Annotated in this window: 19 protein-coding genes; 10 read left to right on the top strand and 9 right to left on the bottom strand. The window is 72.6% G+C overall.

Annotated elements, in window-relative coordinates; genetic code table 11:
- Positions 1-63: 63 nt before the first annotated feature.
- Genes ACWEQG_RS22480 through ACWEQG_RS22470 form a run of 3 tightly spaced genes read left to right on the top strand, consistent with a single transcriptional unit; the run spans position 64 to position 2,968 of the window.
- Positions 64-1,107 carry an AAA family ATPase gene (locus ACWEQG_RS22480; protein WP_452287381.1) on the top strand — a complete coding sequence of 348 codons (1,044 nt, stop codon included), beginning with the start codon at positions 64-66 and terminating at the stop codon, positions 1,105-1,107.
- Positions 1,104-2,024 (top strand): DUF58 domain-containing protein, encoded by a 921-nt coding sequence (locus ACWEQG_RS22475; protein WP_452287379.1) that lies wholly within the window; start codon positions 1,104-1,106, stop codon positions 2,022-2,024. Before ACWEQG_RS22480 ends, ACWEQG_RS22475 begins: the two co-directional genes overlap by 4 nt.
- Positions 2,021-2,968 carry a VWA domain-containing protein gene (locus tag ACWEQG_RS22470; RefSeq protein ID WP_452287377.1) on the top strand — a complete coding sequence of 316 codons (948 nt, stop codon included), beginning with the start codon at positions 2,021-2,023 and terminating at the stop codon, positions 2,966-2,968. The genes ACWEQG_RS22475 and ACWEQG_RS22470 overlap by 4 nt, the downstream gene beginning before the upstream one ends.
- 57 nt (positions 2,969-3,025) lie before the next feature.
- Here the strand turns inward: ACWEQG_RS22470 and ACWEQG_RS22465 are convergent, their stop codons facing one another.
- The 4 genes from ACWEQG_RS22465 to ACWEQG_RS22450 all read right to left on the bottom strand — a co-directional run bounded on the left by ACWEQG_RS22465 (position 3,026) and on the right by ACWEQG_RS22450 (position 8,119).
- Positions 3,026-4,522 (bottom strand): M28 family peptidase, encoded by a 1,497-nt coding sequence (locus ACWEQG_RS22465; RefSeq protein ID WP_452287375.1) that lies wholly within the window; start codon positions 4,520-4,522, stop codon positions 3,026-3,028.
- Between the two features lie 326 nt (positions 4,523-4,848).
- Complete coding sequence (locus ACWEQG_RS22460; RefSeq protein ID WP_452287373.1) at positions 4,849-6,360, bottom strand: hypothetical protein; 1,512 nt, start codon at positions 6,358-6,360, stop codon at positions 4,849-4,851.
- Between the two features lie 326 nt (positions 6,361-6,686).
- Positions 6,687-7,559: a hypothetical protein gene (locus ACWEQG_RS22455; protein WP_452287371.1), complete on the bottom strand. Its 873-nt coding sequence runs from the start codon at positions 7,557-7,559 to the stop codon at positions 6,687-6,689.
- Positions 7,559-8,119, bottom strand: coding sequence for an RNA polymerase sigma factor (locus tag ACWEQG_RS22450; RefSeq protein ID WP_452287369.1), 561 nt, complete (start codon positions 8,117-8,119; stop codon positions 7,559-7,561). Before ACWEQG_RS22450 ends, ACWEQG_RS22455 begins: the two co-directional genes overlap by 1 nt.
- Positions 8,120-8,245: 126 nt before the next feature.
- Here ACWEQG_RS22450 and ACWEQG_RS22445 point away from each other — a divergent pair, with 126 nt between their 5' ends.
- Both ACWEQG_RS22445 and ACWEQG_RS22440 read left to right on the top strand, forming a co-directional pair.
- A complete protein-coding gene (locus ACWEQG_RS22445; RefSeq protein ID WP_452287367.1) occupies positions 8,246-8,890 on the top strand; it encodes a class I SAM-dependent methyltransferase in 645 nt (214 codons plus the stop codon).
- 20 nt (positions 8,891-8,910) lie between these two features.
- Positions 8,911-9,462: a TrmH family RNA methyltransferase gene (locus ACWEQG_RS22440; RefSeq protein ID WP_452287365.1), complete on the top strand. Its 552-nt coding sequence runs from the start codon at positions 8,911-8,913 to the stop codon at positions 9,460-9,462.
- Between the two features lie 13 nt (positions 9,463-9,475).
- On the opposite strand, the gene ACWEQG_RS22435 is transcribed toward ACWEQG_RS22440, so the two are convergent.
- Entirely contained in the window at positions 9,476-9,640 is a 165-nt protein-coding gene (locus ACWEQG_RS22435; RefSeq protein ID WP_452287363.1) for a hypothetical protein, read from the bottom strand.
- A gap of 179 nt (positions 9,641-9,819) precedes the next feature.
- On the opposite strand from ACWEQG_RS22435, the gene ACWEQG_RS22430 reads away from it, so the two are divergent.
- From ACWEQG_RS22430 to ACWEQG_RS22410, 5 genes are all read left to right on the top strand, one after another.
- On the top strand, positions 9,820-10,011 hold the full coding sequence (locus tag ACWEQG_RS22430; RefSeq protein ID WP_452287361.1) for a hypothetical protein: 192 nt from the start codon (positions 9,820-9,822) through the stop codon (positions 10,009-10,011).
- Positions 10,008-10,268, top strand: a complete 261-nt coding sequence (locus ACWEQG_RS22425; protein WP_452287359.1) for an acyl carrier protein — start codon at positions 10,008-10,010, stop codon at positions 10,266-10,268. Before ACWEQG_RS22430 ends, ACWEQG_RS22425 begins: the two co-directional genes overlap by 4 nt.
- Before the next feature lie 114 nt (positions 10,269-10,382).
- Positions 10,383-11,180, top strand: coding sequence for a glycerophosphodiester phosphodiesterase (locus ACWEQG_RS22420; RefSeq protein WP_452287357.1), 798 nt, complete (start codon positions 10,383-10,385; stop codon positions 11,178-11,180).
- Between the two features lie 129 nt (positions 11,181-11,309).
- Positions 11,310-12,659, top strand: coding sequence for an MFS transporter (locus ACWEQG_RS22415; RefSeq protein ID WP_452287355.1), 1,350 nt, complete (start codon positions 11,310-11,312; stop codon positions 12,657-12,659).
- Between the two features lie 125 nt (positions 12,660-12,784).
- Positions 12,785-13,129 carry an RNA polymerase-binding protein RbpA gene (locus ACWEQG_RS22410; RefSeq protein ID WP_030509898.1) on the top strand — a complete coding sequence of 115 codons (345 nt, stop codon included), beginning with the start codon at positions 12,785-12,787 and terminating at the stop codon, positions 13,127-13,129.
- Positions 13,130-13,202: 73 nt separating this feature from the next.
- Here ACWEQG_RS22410 and ACWEQG_RS22405 read toward each other — a convergent pair whose 3' ends face one another.
- From ACWEQG_RS22405 to ACWEQG_RS22390, 4 genes are all read right to left on the bottom strand, one after another.
- Positions 13,203-14,057 carry a universal stress protein gene (locus ACWEQG_RS22405; protein ID WP_452287354.1) on the bottom strand — a complete coding sequence of 285 codons (855 nt, stop codon included), beginning with the start codon at positions 14,055-14,057 and terminating at the stop codon, positions 13,203-13,205.
- A 96-nt stretch (positions 14,058-14,153) separates the two neighbouring features.
- Entirely contained in the window at positions 14,154-16,316 is a 2,163-nt protein-coding gene (locus tag ACWEQG_RS22400; RefSeq protein ID WP_452287352.1) for an MMPL family transporter, read from the bottom strand.
- A gap of 23 nt (positions 16,317-16,339) precedes the next feature.
- On the bottom strand, positions 16,340-16,888 hold the full coding sequence (locus ACWEQG_RS22395; RefSeq protein ID WP_452287350.1) for a TetR/AcrR family transcriptional regulator: 549 nt from the start codon (positions 16,886-16,888) through the stop codon (positions 16,340-16,342).
- A 130-nt stretch (positions 16,889-17,018) separates the two neighbouring features.
- Positions 17,019-17,963: an SDR family NAD(P)-dependent oxidoreductase gene (locus tag ACWEQG_RS22390; protein WP_452287348.1), complete on the bottom strand. Its 945-nt coding sequence runs from the start codon at positions 17,961-17,963 to the stop codon at positions 17,019-17,021.
- Positions 17,964-17,980 lie beyond the last annotated feature (17 nt).

The raw sequence follows: 17,980 nt of genomic DNA, 5'->3' as shown, positions 1-17,980 counted from the left end.
CGCCGGGACGGGCAAATGGGAGAGAAATGGATTCTCCAGCCGAGTCACGATTGAATAACGAGCATGACCGTTGCCGATGAACGCAGTGACCCCGAGCCCGGCGAGGGCGTGACGGAGCAGGAGGAGGGCGAGGCCCGGCTGGACACCCTGCGGGAGGCGCTGAGCGAGGTCCGGCGGGTGATCGTCGGGCAGGATCACATGGTCGAGCGGCTGCTGGTGGCACTGCTCGCCCGGGGACACTGCCTGCTCGAAGGCGTCCCGGGGGTCGCCAAGACGCTGGCCGCCTCGACGCTGGCCACCGTGGTGGGCGGGACGTTCGCCCGCATCCAGTTCACCCCCGACCTGGTGCCCAGCGACATCGTCGGCACCCGCGTCTACCACCCGAGCTCCGAGCGGTTCGACGTCGAGCTCGGGCCGGTGTTCGTCAACTTCCTGCTGGCCGACGAGATCAACCGCGCTCCGGCGAAGGTGCAGTCGGCCCTGCTGGAGGTGATGGCCGAGCGGCAGGTGACGCTCGCGGGGCGCACCCACCCGCTGCCCCGGCCGTTCGTCGTGCTGGCCACGCAGAACCCGATCGAGTCGGAGGGCGTCTACCCGCTGCCGGAGGTGCAGCGCGACCGGTTCCTGTTCAAGGTGCGCGTGTCCCACCCGAGCGCGCACGAGGAGCTGGAGATCCTGCAGCGGATGAGCGTGCGCCCGCCCGTGCCCAAGCCGGTGCTCGACCCCGCCACGCTGGTGCGGCTGCAGGACATGGCCGAGGAGGTCTCGGTCCACCAGCTCGTGGCCGACTACGTCGTACGGCTCGTCATGGCGACGCGCACCCCCGAGGACTACGGCCTGGCCGACCTGCGGGACACGATCGAGATCGGGGTGAGCCCCCGGGCGACGCTGGGCCTGATCTCCGCCGGACGGGCCCTGGCCCTGCTGCGCGGCCGCGACTACCTGCTGCCCGACGACGTCCGCGACGTGGCGATCGACGTCATGTCGCACCGGCTGATGCTCACCTTCGACGCGCTGGCCGACGAGGTGGACCCCGACGACGTCGTACGCCGGGTGCTGCAGGCGGTGCCGCCGCCGCTCGTGGTGTGGAACCAGGGCATGCGATGAGCGGGGCCAACCCCGACCAGGCGCTGCGGCGGCTGGAGCTGACGGTGGTGCGGCGGCTGGACGGGCTGCTGCAGGGCCGCCACCAGGGACTGATCCCCGGACCCGGCAGCGAGCACGGCGACAGCCGCGTCTACGTGCCCGGCGAGGACGACGTGCGCCGCATGGACTGGGCGGTGACCGCGCGCACGACGGTCCCGCACGTGCGGGACCTCATCGCCGACCGGGAGCTGGAGACGTGGGTGGTGGCCGACCTGTCGGCCAGCATGGAGTTCGGCACGGCGAGCATGTCCAAACGCGACCTGGCCATCAGCGCCGTCGGGGCGATCGGGATCCTCGCGAGCCGGGTCGGCGACCGGTTCGGCGCCTACATCCTGTACGGCGACGACGTGCACCGCTATCCGGCCAAGTCCGGCCGCCCCCGGCTGTACGCTCTGCTGCACTCGCTGCTCAGCGCGCCGCCCGCGCAGGGCGCGGTGGACCTCGGGGAGGCTCTGGAGATGCTGGCGCCGGCGCACCGCAAGCGCGGGCTGCGGGTCGTCGTCTCCGACTTCCTCGACTCGCCGGACTCCTGGGAGCCGCCGCTGCGCCGCCTGGCCGCGCGGCACCAGGTGCTCGCCGTGGAGATCGTCGATCCCCGCGAGCTGGAGCTGCCCGACGTCGGGTTCGTCACCCTCGCCGACCCCGAGACCGGGCACTCGCGCGGGGTCCGGCTGTCACGCGCGCTCAGGGAGCGGTACGCCGAGGCGGCGGCCGAGCAGCGCGGGTGGATCCGGGCGGCGCTGCGCCGGGCCGGGGCGGCCCATCTCGTGCTGCGCACCGACCGCGACTGGGTGTTCGACATCGCCGAGTTCGTGCTGCGGCAGCGGCGGGCCTCTCATCTGCTGCGCCGGGCCGCCGGCGGGAAGGCGGGCGCATGACGTTCCTCGCCCCCGGCTGGCTGTGGCTGTTCGTCCTGGTCGCCGCGATGGTCGCGGCGTACATCTGGGCGCAGTTCGCGCGCCGCCGCTACACGGTGCGCTTCACGAACCTCGCGCTGCTGTCACTGGTGGCACCCGAGCGGCCGACCTGGCGGCGGCACGTGCCGGCCGTGCTGTTCCTCGTCATGATGAGCCTGCTGGTCCTCGGCGCGGCCCGGCCTGCCGGCGCGGTGAAGGTGCCCCGCGACCGCGCCACCATCATGGTCGCCGTGGACGTGTCGCTGTCGATGGAGTCGGCGGACGTCGCGCCCACCCGGCTCGTCGCGGCCAAGCAGGCCGCCCAGCAGTTCGTCAACGACCTGCCCGAGCGGTTCAACGTCGGGGTGGTGGCCTTCGCGAGGTCGGCCGCCGTGGTCATCTCCCCCACCACCGACCACGCGGCCGTGAACACCGCGATCTCCAGCCTGACCACCCGGCCCGGCACGGCGATCGGCGAGGCCGTGTTCAACTCGCTCGACTCGATCAGGTCGTTCGACCAGCGGGCGGTCACCGACCCGCCCCCGTCGGCGATCGTGCTGCTGTCGGACGGCGACAACACCTCCGGGCGATCGGTCAACGAGGCCATCGAGGCGTCGGTCGGCGCGAAGGTGCCGGTGTCCACGATCGCGTACGGCACGCCGGAGGGCACGGTGACGATCGACAATCGGGCGGTGCAGGTCCCGGTCAACAAGACCACGCTGAAGTCGCTGTCGGACGGCACCGGGGGGCGGGCGTACACCGCCGAGTCGGGCAGTGAGCTGCGCGACGTGTACACGCAGATCGGCACCTCGCTCGGATACAAGGTCGTGCACCAGGAGATCACACAGCGGTTCCTCGTCGCCGCGATCGTCGCGGGACTGCTGGCGGCGGCCGCCGCGATCCTCCTCGGCGCCCGCATCCCCTGACCCGCGCGGTCGTGCCCGTCCCAGGGGAACGGGCACGACCCCGGATGCGCCCGGTCGCTAGCGAGTGATCCGTACGTCGTCCACGCCGGCCTCGACCAGGCTGGCGGTCGACTCGTCCCCGGCTTCGATCACCACGCGCACGGTCTGCCCGGCGAAGGCGGAGATGTCGGCGGTGGCCGTGCTCCACGCGCCGTCGCGGTCGGACGCGGCGCCGAGCTGCTGGACCACGGTGGCGGTGGTGCCGCCGACGATCCGCACGCGGAAGAAGTCGGCGCTGCCGGCGTTGCTGCCGTGGGCCAGGTACCACGACAGCGACAGGGTCAGCGAGCCGGTCGGCAGGGTGATCGGCGGCGACTGGATCGAGGTGGTCCCGCCATCGACGTCGTAGTCGCCGGCCGAGGAGCCGGCGAGTCTGCCCGTGACCAGGTCGTTGGTGCCGCTGACGGTGGTGCCGAGCTGCTTGGCGCCGCTGGACGACGTGGCCTCGGGGTCGCCGCGCTCCCAGGTGCCGACGGTCGCGGTGCCGGGGACGACGGTCCAGCCCTTGTCGGTCTCGAAGTCGTCCGACCAGACCGCGACGGGCGGGGTCGCGGTGGCGAGGGTCCACACGGCGTAGGCGATGGCGTCGGCGTTGCGGTCGAGCGCGGTGTCGTTGACGTTGCTCGTCGTGTCGCAGGACCGGTGGTAGCAGGAGTCGAACGCCTGGCCCGCCGTGCCTCCCCACAGGGACGCCTGGGCGCTGGTCTTGACGCCCTCGGCGCCGGTGAAGGTGCCGCCGGCCGGGATGCCGCGCGAGATGAACGGCCCGTAGTCGGAGCGTCCGTCGAAGTCGGTGCCGCGGGTCTGCACGCCGATCGAGGTGAAGTAGTCCTGGAGGACCCGCTCCAGCTGGGCCGAGCCCGCGGGGCCGGGGCCCGAGCCGACGCCGTCGGAGTTGTCGCCGTCGTAGACGAAGTAGCCGGGGTTCGGCGAGCCGACCATGTCGAAGTTCAGGTATCCCTTGATCTTCGACCGGTCGGTGGTGGACAGGTTCGTCACGTAGTACGACGAGCCGCGCAGGCCGAGCTCCTCCGCGCCCCACCAGGCGAACCGCAGGTGCTTGGCGGGGGCCAGCCCCTGCCGGGAGACCTCCAGGGCCGTCTCCAGGATCGCGGCGCTGCCGGAGCCGTTGTCGTTGATGCCGGGCCCGGCGGTCACGCTGTCGAGGTGGGCGCCGACCATGAGGACGTCGTCGGGGTCGCCGCCCGGCCAGTCGGCGATCACGTTGTAGCCCGTCGCGCCGTTGTAGCTGAACGACTGGAGGGTCGTGGTGAAGCCCGCCGCGTCGAGCCTGCCCTTGACGTAGTTGGCCGAGGCCAGGTAGCCGGGACGGCCGTGGGCCCGGTTGCCGCCGTTGGCGGTGGCGATGCTCTGCAGCTGGGACAGATGGGCCTTGACGTTCGCCAGCGAGATGTTCGGCGCGGCGAGCGCCGAGGCGCCGGAGGCGTGCGCCGGCGCGGCGGGCAGCAGGGCGGCCACCAGGATGGCGGCCAGCGTGAGCAGACGTGGTCTCATGCCGGTCCTCGGGGGGTGAGAGGGGGGTGGGCGGGCCGGGTCCGCCGGGGTGTGGCGTCACCGGCCGGGGACGGGGCGTCCACGGGGTGTGCGGCAAGGTGGGTGCGGCAGGGATGCGGCAGTGAGGCCGCGGGGTAGGCCAGTGCCGGGTGGCGCCTCCGTCGGAATTGGGGAGCAATTCTTGAATCGCTACCTTTGCGGAAGTTAACCCGTTCTGACTCGTTCGCCTAGACCCGATCTGACGGATTTTCGCGCGGAGGCCGCGATGGTGTCAGACAGGCCGCCCCGCTTCCCATGACCACGTCTGCGGGATCACGTCTCCGGGGTCACGCGTCCGCGGTCGCCTCGCGGTGCGACGCCTCGCGCCGGCTGCCCGAGTGCCCGCCGTGCGAGTGCCCGCCGTCACGGCCGATGCCCGCCGTTCCGCGCGAGGGCCGGGCGAATGCCAGCCCTGCCGCCAGGCACGCCACGGGCACGACGGGAAGCACGTAGCGGTGATCGAAGTCGAGCACCGCCACCGGCGCGACCAGCAGCGTCACGGCGACCGCCCACGGCAGCGCGGCCGTCGGCCGCCGCACAGTGCCCGCCCTGCCCCTGCCCGCCCTGCCTACCCTGCCTACCCTGCCTACCCTGCCCACAGTGCCGGCGGCGCCCAGCATCAGGATGACGGCCAGCGACGGCCCGCGCAGGTAGGCCGGGTGCTGGTAGACGATGAGCAGGTCGGCGTACGGCCGGACGGACCGCATGCCGGTGAGATCGGGGTCGTACTCCCGTCTGGCCTGCTCGACGAGCGGCTGACCGGCGGGGAGCGGCCAGGTTCCGTGCGCGAAGCCGAACGCGGGGACGGTGCGGGCCGGATGGGCGACGGGGGTCCAGGCGAACGCGAGCGCGGTGTCCGCCACCACGTCGCGCAGGTAGTCCAGGGGCTGGGCGGCGACGGCGCGCAGCGCGAAGGCGCGCGCCCGGTCGTTCAGCGCGATGTGTCCGCCGGGGAGCCGGTTGAGGGAGGACTCCTCGGCCCACACGTACTCCCCCGCGGCGTCGAGGACGGTCCCGTTCGGGCACAGCGGCGCGAGGTCCGGCGGAGGCTGGATGACCGCGCAGTCCGCGAAGGTCATCGAACGGGCCCACAACGCCACTCCGTCCGTGCCGCTGACGCCCAACCTGCCGTGGAGCCCGCCGTACCACGTCGCGTACGCGGCGACCGGCAGCAGACCGGCCAGGGCGAGCGCGGCCGTCCGGCGCCAGGGCACGCGGCGGACGGCGAGCATCACCAGGACCAGCAGGATCAGCGGCAACGCGACCGTGCGGGTGAGGGTGGCGCCCGCGAGCAGCAGACCGGCGGTCGCGGCGGCGCGCACGGACGGCACCGGCCGGCGGACCAGCACCGCCGTGGCGGCGACGACCAGCAGGATGAACAGCGAGTCGGACAGCACCGCGTGCTCGAGCCGGAGGAACGACGCGTCGAACAGCACCGGGACCGAGGCGGCCGCGGCGCCCCAGGCGGGCAGTCCCCTGCCGCGCAGCGCGGCGTAGACGATGACGCCCGTCGCCAATCCCATCGCGTGCTGCAGCGCGACGACCAGCTCGACGCTGTGGAAGGGCAGCAGGACGCGCAGCAGCAGGGGGTATCCGATCGGGTGGAACCCCTGCTCGGGCCGCAGATGTACGGCGTTGTGCAGGTAGCTGAACGAGTCGTACCAGTAGAGCCGGGCGGGCGGGTAGCCGAGCATCGTGACCACCCTGAGCACGGCCGCGGCGGTGAGCGCGATCGCGAAGAGCCGGTGGCGCCTCATCCCGGCGAGCACCCGGAGCAGGGCACGAGCGTATGCGGGCATGACGAATCCATTCGTTGAGGGGGAACCCGGCGGGGCGGCACACGCGCGCGGCAGCCGGGCATGACCGTGGGCATGCCGGTGTCAGCACTGAACGGCCGGTCGGCGAGGGCAGGGTGAGGATCCGGGCGCCGCGTCGCCACAGCGTGGTGCGGAGGGGCGCCTTACGCGCTCCACGCCGCGAGCAGGTCGCGATCCGCACCGCGAGCGGAGTGCGGACCGCACCGAGAGTGGGGCACGGACCGCTCCGAGACTGGGGCACGGACCGTCTGGCCGTGCTCAGCGTCGCGGAGGTCTAGGGACGCAGGGCTCTCAGGGACGCAGGGCTCTCAGGGACGCGCGCAGAAGGCGTCCTTGGGACGCGGCTGAGGATTCGGGGTGGAGCTGACCAGCATCAGCGCCTGTCCGTCGGCGACCATCACCCCTTCGTAGACGTACCAGGAGGCCGGGGCGGACGGCTTGGCGCCCTTGGTGGCGTAGGAGGTGAACTCCGCCCGCACACCGCGTTCCCACAGCAGGGGCAGGACCTCGGCGACGGTCTTGTTGACGTAGTCAACGCAGTGGAAAGGCTGGCCCTCCATGTCGATGGCCTCCAGGATGCCGTAGCGCTCCCCCGGCCGTGCGGCACGGCCGAGGACCACGGTCGCACGCCCGTGGAACCCCACCGGGATGCGGAAGCCGATCGCGCAGCCGCCGAAGCGCGTGCACTCGCCGGGTGCCTTGATCGCCGTGATCGCGCTGTAGTCCCGGGTGCCGTCGAAGTACATCACTTGTCCTACCGAGGCGGACGAGACCGGGACGATCCGCACGTCCACATCCAGGCCACGCTGGCGCAGTTCCCGCTGGTACATGCCGGAAGCGGCGAACAGGTCGCGGACCATGACGACGTAGTGGTCGCCCTCCCTCCTGATGTCGAGCGCGGCGGAGGCGGGTGCGGGACCGAGGCCCGCCCCGGGCACGAGCCAGCCCACGGCGAGCAGGACGGCGGTGAGCGAGACGATCGCCGGCACCAGCCGGGGGCTGCGCAGGACGGTCCGGGCGGCCCCGGTGACCGCCTCCGTCACCCATCGGCGGCGGGTCGCCGGAGCCGGGCCGGAGACAATCTCCTCCAGCAGGTCCAGGGCGGCCGGCGTCATTCCCGGGCCCGGGTCCGGGGCGATCCGGGCGATGAGCCGGTGCAGGTCATCACGGTCGTGCGTCATCACGCCTCCCCTCCCGCCAGCGCCGGCAGCCGCGCGCCGAACCGGGCCACGTCCACTCCCGCGGAGCTCAACTCCTTGGCGAGGCGCTTGCGCGCCCGGTGCAGCCGCAGGCGGGCGGCTCCGCGCGAGCAGCCCATCACCATGGCGATCTCCGCCGACGCCAGCCCCTCCCAGCTCGCCAGCGCCAGCACCTCGCGGTCATCGGGGCCGAGACGCCGGAACGCCGCGCGTACGGTGTCGAGGTCCTCGTGGTCCGGCAGCCGATCATGCTCATCCCGTTGGGCGAGCTCCGCGCCGAGTCTCTCGACGAGCGCGCTCCTGCGGGTCTCGGCCCTGCGGCCGTTGGCCAGCACCCGCCGGGCCACGCCGTACAGCCATAATCGGGCGGACGACCCGGCCGGCACGTCGCCGATGCGCCGCCACGCCGTGGCGAAGGTCTCGGCGAGGGCGTCTGCGGCGTCCTCGGGAGTGTCCGTGCGGCGCCGCAGGTATCCGAGGAGATCCGCGTAGTGCGCCATGTAGATCTCCTCGAAGCGACGCCTCATGTCCGAGCCGGCCACGGATACTCCCCCTTCACCGTTTTATCCGCCATCTCGTACGTGTCCGGAACGCCGGAAGTGTTTCAGCCCTCCCGCTCCTTGCGGGCGCGGAGATCAGGGGTCCGCGACGTTGGTACGTTTGGGCACGTGGCCCATTACTTCGAGGAGAGCCCCCAGGCGGCGAGCCGGCCGGGCTCGGTCACCCTGGTCCTCCCCGACCTGCACCTGCGGTTGGAGACCGACCGGGGGGTGTTCTCCCCCGAACGCGTCGACGCGGGGACCCGGGTGCTGCTGGAGACCGTCCCGCCGCCCCCGGCCGAGGGCGACCTGCTCGACCTGGGCTGCGGCTACGGGCCCATCGCGCTGACGATGGCGTCGCGGGCGCCCGGCGCGACGGTCTGGGCCGTCGACGTGAACCGGCGCTCGGTGGAGTTGTGCGAGCGGAACGCCAAGAGCGCCGGCCTTGACAAAGTAAGGTCGGTGCATGCCGACGAGGTGCCGGACGACGTCCGGTTCCGGGCCATCTGGTCCAACCCCGCGATCCGGATCGGCAAGGCCGCGCTCCACGAGATGCTCACCCGATGGCTCGACCGGCTCACCCCCGACGGCAGCGCCTACCTGGTCGTGCAGAAGCACCTCGGCTCCGACTCCCTGCAGCGCTGGCTGGGCGACCGGGGCTGGCCCACCTCACGGCTGGCCTCGCGGTCGGCCTACCGCGTCCTGCGGGTCGACGCCCGTCCCGCCGCATCGAGACCCGGAACGATGAGCAGGAACGATGAGCAGGAACGATGAGCAGGAGCGATGAGCGCCCGATGAGCACTCCCAACCCGCGCAGGCAGCTCAAGCCGACCGACGTCAAGCGGCTCAACCGCACCTGGCGCCGCAACACCGAGGGCCGTCTCGCGCTGATCCTCGAATCGGTGACCAGCCCCTTCAACATCGGATCGATCTTCCGTACGGCCGCCGCCTTCGGTGTGCAGACGATCTGGCTGGCCGGCAACGCCACCCCGCCCACCAACCCCAAGGCGCAGAAGACCGCACTGGGCACCGACCGGCTTGTCGAGTGGCACGAGCCCGTCCCGGTGGCCGAGGCCGTGCGCGCCGCGCGGGAGGAGGGCTACCGGGTGGTCGCGGTCGAGCTGACCGGCGACGCCGTGCCGCTGCACGAGGCCAAGCTCGACGGCGACGTCTGCCTGGTGCTCGGCAGCGAGGACCACGGCTGCTCCCCCGCCGGCCTGGAGGCGGCCGACTCGGTGGCCTACATCCCCCAGGTCGGCAGGGTCGGGTCGGTCAACGTGGCGGTCGCCGCCGCCATCGCGATGGCGGAGACCCGGCGGCAGGAATGGGCACCGGCCGCCGGGTAGGCCGTACGGCGGTTCAGCCCCGCGCGGGAAGCGGGCCGAACAGCCAGTTGCCGTGGCACTCCGCGTCCGGGCTGCGGAAGAACTGCTCGTTGGCCACGTGCGACTCCTGCCGGCTCAGTGAGCCGTTGCCGTCGAGGTCGAGACGCGCGAACGCGGCGACGGCGTTCGCCTCCGACATACGGAAGCCTCCGACATACGGAAGGCGCTCGCGGCCATCCGCAGGTACTCGGTCCACCCGGCCGCGGGGCGCAGCGCCGCCTTCGGCGTCCGGCGCGACGACGGCGGGGAACACGTCGTCCTCGTCCAGGAGGTGCGCCGGGGAGCGTCGGGGCCCTCGGCGAGACGGCCGACCGGGTCATGGATCAGGTGACGCGGGAGTTCGGCATCCCGCTGAGCCCGATGCTGGTGCCTCGTGGCGCGGTGCGGCAGACCACCGGCGGCAAGCTACGCCGCCGGCATATGCGGAAGCTGTTCCGCAGCGGACGCCTCACCCCGCTGCACGCCGAACTCGAACCCGCGGTCACCGACCTGCTGGAGACCATCGCATGAACGCCTCCGACCCGATGTCCCCCGTTGACCTGCGCCGATGGCTCGCGGAGATCGACCCGGCGGTGAAGCTCCGCACGTACGGCCTGGACTCGATCCATGCGCTCAGCCTGTGCGTCGACGTGGAGGAGGCCGTCGGCCTGCTGGTCGAGCCGACCCTGGCCTGGGATCACCCCACGATCGACGACATCGCCGCACACCTGACCGGCCTCCTGTCGCGGGATCCGCCCCGGCGAGAGCCGGCGGAGGGCCTGGAGTGAACCGCGGCACGCGGAAGCGCCCCATCGATCCCCGGGCATGACAAGGGACTCTTGTGACGCAAATGTTCACCTACGTGCGCTGACTGTACGGCCGGGACCCGGCATACTCCTTCCGTGCACCGCCGTTTCGCGTTCCTCGACCACCCCGGCCCGCTCGCCTTCGCGCACCGAGGCGGGGCGGCGGAAGCCCGCGAGAACACCATGGAGGCGTTCTCCCGCGCGGTCGAGCTCGGGTACACCTACCTGGAGACCGACGCGCACGCGACCGCCGACGGCGTCCTGCTCGCGTTCCACGACCACAGCCTCGACCGCGTCACCGACCGCACCGGCCGCATCTCTCGACTGCCCTACCGTGAGGTACGCGAGGCCAGGATCGGCGGCCGGCACGAGATCCCGCTGATGGAGGACCTGCTCGGCACCTGGCCGGACGTGCGGTTCAACATCGACGTCAAGGAGAGCGCCGCGATCGCGCCGCTCGCCCGGGCCATCCACCGCACCCGCGCCTACGACCGGGTGTGCCTGACCTCGTTCTCCGACGCGCGGCTGGCCCGCGCCCGGCGCGCGATCGACCGGGAGGTCTGCTTCTCGCTCGGCCCGCGCGGCCTGGCCGCCCTGCGCACGGCCGCGATGGGCGGCGGGTACGGCAGGCTGCTGGCCGGGCTGGCCCGCGCGGGGGTGCCGTGCGCGCAGGCGCCCATCGGGTTCCGCGGCCTGCGGGTGACCACCCGCGCCCTCGTGCGCACCGCGCACGCGATCGGCATGCAGGTGCACGTGTGGACGGTGAACGACCCGGTGACGATGGCCCACCTGCTCGATCTCGGCGTCGACGGGATCATGACGGACAACATCAGCGGCCTGCGCGACGTGCTCAAGTCACGCGGGCAGTGGCACCCCCGCCCGGCCGCGCCGTGACGGCCGCCCGCTGACTCCGCCCCTCGAACCCCCGCCACGCCGAAGCCCTGCCCGTCCACCCCCTGCCGCCCAGCCCCTGCCGTCCCCTGACCGATTCGTACGACCGCCCACCCCCGGCGAGGAGAGAACATGACCGCCCCCCAGGTCGTCCACGAGGAGCTTCCCGAGGCGCGGCGGCGCGAACAACGCGGCTGGTACTGGTACGACTGGGCGGACTCGGCGTTCCAGACGACCGTCCTGACCGTCTTCCTCGGGCCGTACCTGACCTCCGTCGCCACGGCCGCGGCGGGCGGCGAGGGCGGCTTCGTCGCCTTCCTCGGCCTGGACCTGCGGCCCAAGGCGTACTTCACCACCATGGTGACGATCTCAGTGCTGCTGCAGATCGTGATCATGCCGGTGGTCGGCGCCCTGGCCGACCACACCGGCCGCAAGAAGCAGATCCTGGGGGTCTTCGCCTACCTGGGCGTGGTGGCCACGCTCGGCTTCTACTTCGTGTCCGGTGACGCCTACTTGCTCGGCGGCGCGCTGTTCCTGGTCGCCAACGTGACCTTCGGCGCGGCGCGCGTGGTCTACGACTCCTTCCTGCCACAGATCGCCGGCGCGGAGGAACGCGACGCGATCTCCAGCAGGGGCTGGGGCTTCGGCTACCTCGGCGGCGGCCTGCTGCTCGCGCTCAACCTGGTGATCTACCTGTTCGCCGACATCGAGACAGGCCTCGCGGTGCGGATCAGCCTGGCCTCGGCCGGCCTGTGGTGGGGCGCGTTCGCCCTGATCCCGATGCTGCGCCTGCGCAACCGGCGGGTGCCCGTCCACGAGTCGACCGCGGCCCGGGCCGTGACGGGCAGCGTCCGCCAGCTCGGCCGTACGATCGCCGACCTGCGGCGCTACCCCCGCACGCTGCTGTTCCTCGCGGCCTACCTGGTCTACAACGACGGCGTGCAGACGGTGATCGGCTTCTCCGCCACCTACGCCGACCAGGAGCTGGGGCTGAGCCAGACGCACCAGATCGGCGCGATCCTCATGGTGCAGTTCATCGCCGTCGGCGGCGCGCTCGGGCTCGCGCGGCTCGCGGTGAGATTCGGGACCAAGCGCACGGTCCTGGCCAGCCTGGTCGTGTGGACGGTCGTGGTGGGCGTGGCCTACTTCCTGCAGAAGGGCTCGGCGGTCCAGTTCTACGCGATCGCCTTCGCCATCGCGATCGTCATGGGCGGCACGCAGGCGCTGTCACGCTCGTTGTACTCCCTGGTGATCCCGCCCGGCCGGGAGGCGGAGTACTTCAGCCTCTACCAGATCAGCGACAAGGGGTCGGCGTTCCTCGGCTCACTGGTGCTCACGCTGGCGCTCCAGCTCACCGACAGCTACCGCACCGCGATCGTCTCGCTGGTGGTGTTCTTCGTCATCGGATTCGTGCTGCTGACCCTTGTCAACCTGCCCCGGGCCATCCGTGAGGCGGGGAACGAGGTGCCCCAGCACATCTGAGACCACTGGGACGGAAAAAGCGCGATTGGATCAGGTCTCGGCTGGGAATCCACACACGGTATCAGGCGTTGTACGCGGTGGCGAACGAACCCCTCGAAGGCGGGGACCTCAGGAGGCTTAAAGACATGGGCGAGCGTGCACTTCGCGGTACCCGGCTCGGCGCGACCAGCTACGAGAACGACCGCAACACCGACCTGGCCCCGCGCCAGGAGGTGTCCTACACGTGCCCGAAGGGCCATCTCACCACCGTTCCGCTCGCCGTCGAGGCCGAGATTCCCACGACGTGGGAGTGCCGTCACTGCGGCAGCCCCGCGCTGCGGGTGGACGCGGAGCAGCCCCAGCAGAAGAAGGCGAAGCCCCCGCGGACCCACTGGGACATGCTGCTGGAGCGCCGCTCGATCGAGGACCTCGAAGAGGTGCTGAACGAGCGCCTCGCCATTCTGCGCGAGCAGCGGCGCAAGAGCGCGTAGGACGCCGACGACGCCCCCGGCGGCCCGGACCAACCGGGCCGCCGGGGGCGTTTCGCATGTGTGATCAGGTCGGTCAGCCCGCCGGCGCGCGGACGACGACCATGGGGCACCTCGCGTAGTGCAGCATGGCCTGGCAGACCGAGCCGAGGACCAGGCCGGTGAACTGGCCGTGCCCCCGGGAGCCGATGACGAGCAGGTCCGCGCCCACCGACGCGTGCCGCAGCACGTCCACGGGATGACCCCGGACGACCTCCTCGACGACCTTGACGCCGGGGTACTGCTCGCGGCGCCCGGCGAGAGCCTCCCTGACCATCCGCACCTCGGCCTTCTCGTCGTCGAAGTCGTCCGGCAGCGGTGCGAAGCCGCCGCCCGCCTCCAGCGGACTGTAGGCGTGCATGGCCCGCAGGCCCACACCGCGCAGTTCCGCCTCGGCGAAGGCGAAGTCGAGCACCTTCGCGCAGGCGGACGATCCGTCGACGCCCACCACGATCTCCGGGCGCGGCGCCGAGGGCACCTCCCGCACGACGACCACGTCGCACGGGGCGCGACCCGCCACGCCGTACGCGACCGAGCCGAGCAGCAGGCCGCGGAAGCCGCCGAGCCCGTGGTTGCCGAGCACCAGGAGATCGGCGTCCTCGGCGGCCTCGATGAGCGCCGGGCGCGGATCGCCGGCCAGGATCGCGGTGTCGACCGCCACCCCGGGCGCCTCCGCGTACGCCCGCCCCGTGGCGGCGCCGAGCACGTCGGCGGCGCCGTCGCGCATCCACGCGGCGACGCTCGTGTAGCGCCCCTGCCGGGCGGTCGAGCACGCCCATGCGGGGATGGCGTTCGCGATCCGCAGGGGGACGCCGCGCAGTCCGGCCTCCCGGGCCGCCCAGGCCACCGCCGCCATGCCGGCGTGCGAACCGTCGACACCCACGACGATCATGAGGCCCTCCTTCTCCGGTCCTTCCATCGAACCGCGCAGGCGCCGGAGGGTGCGAGCGCCGAAGGTCCCGCCGGGACGGGACCTCCGGCCCCCGGGTCACATCACGCCGGCCCGCTCCGGGGATGTGGCGGCGTCGGCGGTGAGGTGGTGGCGCAGGCGTTCGCCCTCGACGTCCAGATCGGGCAGCACCCGGTCCAGGGCGCGGGGCAGCCACCAGGCGGCGCGGCCGAGCATGGACATCACGGCGGGGACGAGCGTCATGCGGACGACGAAGGCGTCGATGAGCACGCCGACGGCCAGCGCGAAGCCCATCGACTTGATGATCGGGTCGTCCATGAACACGAACCCGCCGAAGACGGCCGTCATGATCAGCGCCGCGGCGGTGACGACCCGCGCGTTGTGTCCCATGCCGTTGATCGTGGCCTGGCGGGGGGTGTCGCCGTGCACGTAGTCCTCGCGCATCCGCGAGACCAGGAACACCTCGTAGTCCATGGCCAGGCCGAACAGGATGCCGATGAGCAGGATCGGCAGGAAGCTGACCAGCGGGCCCGGCACGTCCACGCCCAGCAGGCCGGCCAGGTGGCCCTCCTGGAAGATCGCCACCGTGATGCCGAAGGTCGAGCCGACGGTGAGCAGGAAGCCCAGCGCGGCCTTGACCGGCACCAGGATCGAGCGGAAGACGAGCATGAGCAGCAGCACCGACAAGCCGACCACCAGCAGCAGGTACACCGGCATGGCGTCGGCGAGCTTGTCGGAGACGTCGATGCCCACGGCCGTCGCCCCGGTGACGGCGATCTCGGCGCCGCGGATGGAGGCGACCTTGGCGCGGATGGCGTGGACGGCGTCCTCGGTGGCCGCGTCGGTGGGCCCGGCCTTCGGGATGATGGTCAGCAGCGCGGTGGTGCCCGCGGCGTTGGGCTGCGGCGGGGCCACCGCCAGCACGCCGGGGGTCTGCTGGATCATCTTGGCGGCCTCACCGGCGGCGGCGGTCGTGGCCGCCGGGTCCGCGGCGGAGACCACGGCGATCAGGCGGGCGTTGAAGCCCTCGCCGAAGCCCTCGCTGGTCAGGTCGTAGGCCTCGCGGGCCGGGGTGCCGGGGGCGGCGGTGCCGGCGTCGGGCAGGGCCAGGCGCAGGTCCTGGGCCGGCAGCGTGAGCGCGCCGAGGCCGATCACGCCGGCCAGCAGGATCGGCACGCGCAGCCGGGTGACGGCCCGTCCCCACGTGTAGCCGAAGCCCTCGGCGCCCGCGCCCGTGTTCTGACCGGTGCGCTGCTTGCGGGGCAGCACGCGGGCACCGGCGTACGACAGGAAGGCGGGCAGCAGCGTGAGGGCGACCAGGACGGCGACGGCCACGGTGCCGGCGGCGGCCAGGCCCATCACGCTCAGGAACGGGATGCCGACCACCGACAGGCCGGCGAGCGCGATGACCACGGTGGCCCCGGCGAACACGACCGCCGATCCGGCGGTGCCGACCGCGCGGCCCGCGGCCTCCTCCGGCGTCACGCCCTCGGCCAGGAACTGGCGGTAGCGGGAGGTGATGAACAGTGAGTAGTCGATGCCGACGGCCAGGCCCAGCATCAGCGCCAGCACCGGCGTTACGGAGGTCAGCTCGACGACGCCGCTGAGCGCGAACAGGCCGCCCATGCCGGCCCCCACTCCGATCAGCGCGTTCAGCAGGGTCATGCCGGCGGCCACCAGCGAGCCGAAGGTGATGATCAGGACCACCGCGGCGATCAACACGCCGATCCCCTCCGACCCGCCGACCTCCGGCGCGCCGTTCAGGATCTCGCCGCCGTGCTCGACCCGCAGCCCCTGCGCCGAGGAGCCGGCCTTCAGGTACGCCGCGCGCTGCGCGGCGGTCACGTCCTGCGCCTCGCGGTCGAACTGCACCTGGATCAGGGCGTGGCGGCCGTCGGCGGAGACGGCGCCGGTCTTGAACGGGTCGAGGGCGGCGACGACGCCGGGGACGGCGGCGGCCTCCTGGACCACCGGCGCGACCGCGGCGGGGTCGAGCTTGCCGCCCTGCGGGGCGGCCACGACGATGGTGCCGGTGGCCCCGCTGGCCTGCGGAAACTCCTTGGCCAGGGCGTCCAGCGCCCGCTGCGACTCGGTGCCGGGCATGGCGAACTTGTCGCCGGTCGGGCCGTGGAAGGCGGCCGCGGCCAGGCCCAGGACCACGAGCAGCAGCAGCCACACGGCGGCCACGCGCCCGCGCCTGCGGAAGGAGAACCGGCCCAGCCGGTACAGCAGGGTTGCCAAAACAGATCTCTTTCTTCTGAAGGTCAGTCGGCCTGCAGACCGAGCGTCCGCAACGCCCCGCGGGTCAGTTCCGCGCGCAGCGTCTCCTCCGGGATCGTGAGCTCGCCGGCGCTGGTCAGGATGATCCCCAGCATCGCCATCCAGGCCCAGACCCGGGCCTGGGGGGCGGCCGAACGGCCGGACAGGGCGTCCGTCAGCCGTTCGATGAAGCCGTCCACGTCCGGCAGTTCCGGCCGGTTGATCAGCGCGTCGACGTCCTGCAGGAGGATCTTCACCTGCAGCCGGAAGCGCAGGGACAGGTCGACGAGCGCGGCGACGGCGGCACGGGCGGCCGTCTCGCCGTCCAGCCCGGCGAGCCGCGCCTCGAGTTCGGCGACCTGCGCCCCGACGGGCGCCAGCAGCTCGGTCAGGATCGCGTCCTTGTTCGTGAAGTGGTAGAGCAGGGACGCCTTGGAGCAGCCGGCGTCCGTGGCGATCTCCTGGAGGGAGGTGCCGCGGAAGCCGTGGGCGGCGAACAGCCGTACCGCCGAGTCGAGGATGTCCGCGCGCAGGGTGGGTACGGAACGCGCCATGGGAGACACCCTAGCTGACCGATCGGACAGGATCTGACCGATCGGCCAGTGACCGTGTGGGGGAAGACCGAGATCTGAGGGATCCGCCCAGGTGAGGCCGGGTCTCACCGCGAGCGGACCGTGGGGGACATCACAGGTCGAGCAGGTCCACGGACACCTGCCAGAGGAGGGTGGCCGCCTCCGGGTCGAGCGCGTACGCCGCGACGCCCCGGGCCGCGCCCGGCGGGGCGACCTCCGCCTCCTGGTTGTCCTCGAAGTAGCGGCCGCTGACGCCCTCGACCAGCGGCGACGCGGCGAGCAGCACGGAGGTGGCCGCACCCTGCTCGGTGTTCTTCCAGGTCACGCCGGTGGAGTCGCCCAGCGCGCGGCGGCGCTCGATGTAATCCGGGTCCAGGTGCCGCTGAAGGCCGGTGGGGATGCCGCCGGGCATGAGCGCGTTGACCGCGATGCCGTCGCCGGCCCACAGCCTGGCGGCCTCGACCGCGAACAGCACGTTGGCCGTCTTCGACTGCCCGTACGCCAGCCACGGGTCGTAGGGGCGCTCCCGGAAGTGGATGTCGTCGAAGACGACCGGCGAGCGCAGGTGGGCGCTGGAGCTGACCGACACGACGCGGGCGCCGCCGGCCGCCGCGAGCGCCGGGCGCAGGTGCGTGGTCAGCGCGAAGTGACCGAGGTGGTTGGTGGCGAACTGCAGTTCCCAGCCCTCGGGCGTCCGCGTCTCCGGGCACGCCATCACTCCGGCGTTGTTGACCAGGATGTCCAGCAGCCCCTCCCAGGCGGCGGCGAACGACGCGACCGACGCTCGGTCGGCGAGGTCCAGCGGCGCGACGAGGACGGGCACGCCCGCGGTGGTGGCGGCGATGTCCTGCGCGGTCCGCTTGCCCGCGTCGAGGTCGCGGACCGCGATCGTCACCTCCGCCCCCGCGGCGGCCAGCGCCCGCGCGGTCTCGACCCCGATCCCCGACGCCCCGCCGGTCACGACCGCACGACGCCCGCCGAGGTCGACCCCTTCCAGGACCTCGGCCGCGGCGGACTGCCCGCCGAACGGCGTGGTGATGCGCGTGGTCTGACTCATGTCCCGTCCCCGTCCCG

The organism is Microbispora sp. NPDC004025, assembly GCF_053604425.1.
This window is presented reverse-complemented; position numbering and strand designations above follow the sequence as displayed.

Excerpts from the sequence above, each read along its gene's own strand:
- ACWEQG_RS22455 (WP_452287371.1), bottom strand. The coding sequence starts at position 7,559 with ATGACGCACGACCGTGATGACCTGCACCGGCTCATCGCCCGGATCGCC.
- ACWEQG_RS22390 (WP_452287348.1), bottom strand. The coding sequence starts at position 17,963 with ATGAGTCAGACCACGCGCATCACCACGCCGTTCGGCGGGCAGTCCGCC.
- ACWEQG_RS22475 (WP_452287379.1), top strand. The coding sequence starts at position 1,104 with ATGAGCGGGGCCAACCCCGACCAGGCGCTGCGGCGGCTGGAGCTGACG.
- ACWEQG_RS22395 (WP_452287350.1), bottom strand. The coding sequence starts at position 16,888 with ATGGCGCGTTCCGTACCCACCCTGCGCGCGGACATCCTCGACTCGGCG.
- ACWEQG_RS22465 (WP_452287375.1), bottom strand. The coding sequence starts at position 4,522 with ATGAGACCACGTCTGCTCACGCTGGCCGCCATCCTGGTGGCCGCCCTG.
- ACWEQG_RS22425 (WP_452287359.1), top strand. The coding sequence starts at position 10,008 with ATGAACGCCTCCGACCCGATGTCCCCCGTTGACCTGCGCCGATGGCTC.
- ACWEQG_RS22480 (WP_452287381.1), top strand. The coding sequence starts at position 64 with ATGACCGTTGCCGATGAACGCAGTGACCCCGAGCCCGGCGAGGGCGTG.
- ACWEQG_RS22410 (WP_030509898.1), top strand. The coding sequence starts at position 12,785 with ATGGGCGAGCGTGCACTTCGCGGTACCCGGCTCGGCGCGACCAGCTAC.
- ACWEQG_RS22435 (WP_452287363.1), bottom strand. The coding sequence starts at position 9,640 with ATGTCGGAGGCGAACGCCGTCGCCGCGTTCGCGCGTCTCGACCTCGAC.
- ACWEQG_RS22470 (WP_452287377.1), top strand. The coding sequence starts at position 2,021 with ATGACGTTCCTCGCCCCCGGCTGGCTGTGGCTGTTCGTCCTGGTCGCC.
- ACWEQG_RS22460 (WP_452287373.1), bottom strand. The coding sequence starts at position 6,360 with ATGCCCGCATACGCTCGTGCCCTGCTCCGGGTGCTCGCCGGGATGAGG.
- ACWEQG_RS22440 (WP_452287365.1), top strand. The coding sequence starts at position 8,911 with ATGAGCACTCCCAACCCGCGCAGGCAGCTCAAGCCGACCGACGTCAAG.
- ACWEQG_RS22430 (WP_452287361.1), top strand. The coding sequence starts at position 9,820 with ATGGATCAGGTGACGCGGGAGTTCGGCATCCCGCTGAGCCCGATGCTG.
- ACWEQG_RS22405 (WP_452287354.1), bottom strand. The coding sequence starts at position 14,057 with ATGATCGTCGTGGGTGTCGACGGTTCGCACGCCGGCATGGCGGCGGTG.
- ACWEQG_RS22415 (WP_452287355.1), top strand. The coding sequence starts at position 11,310 with ATGACCGCCCCCCAGGTCGTCCACGAGGAGCTTCCCGAGGCGCGGCGG.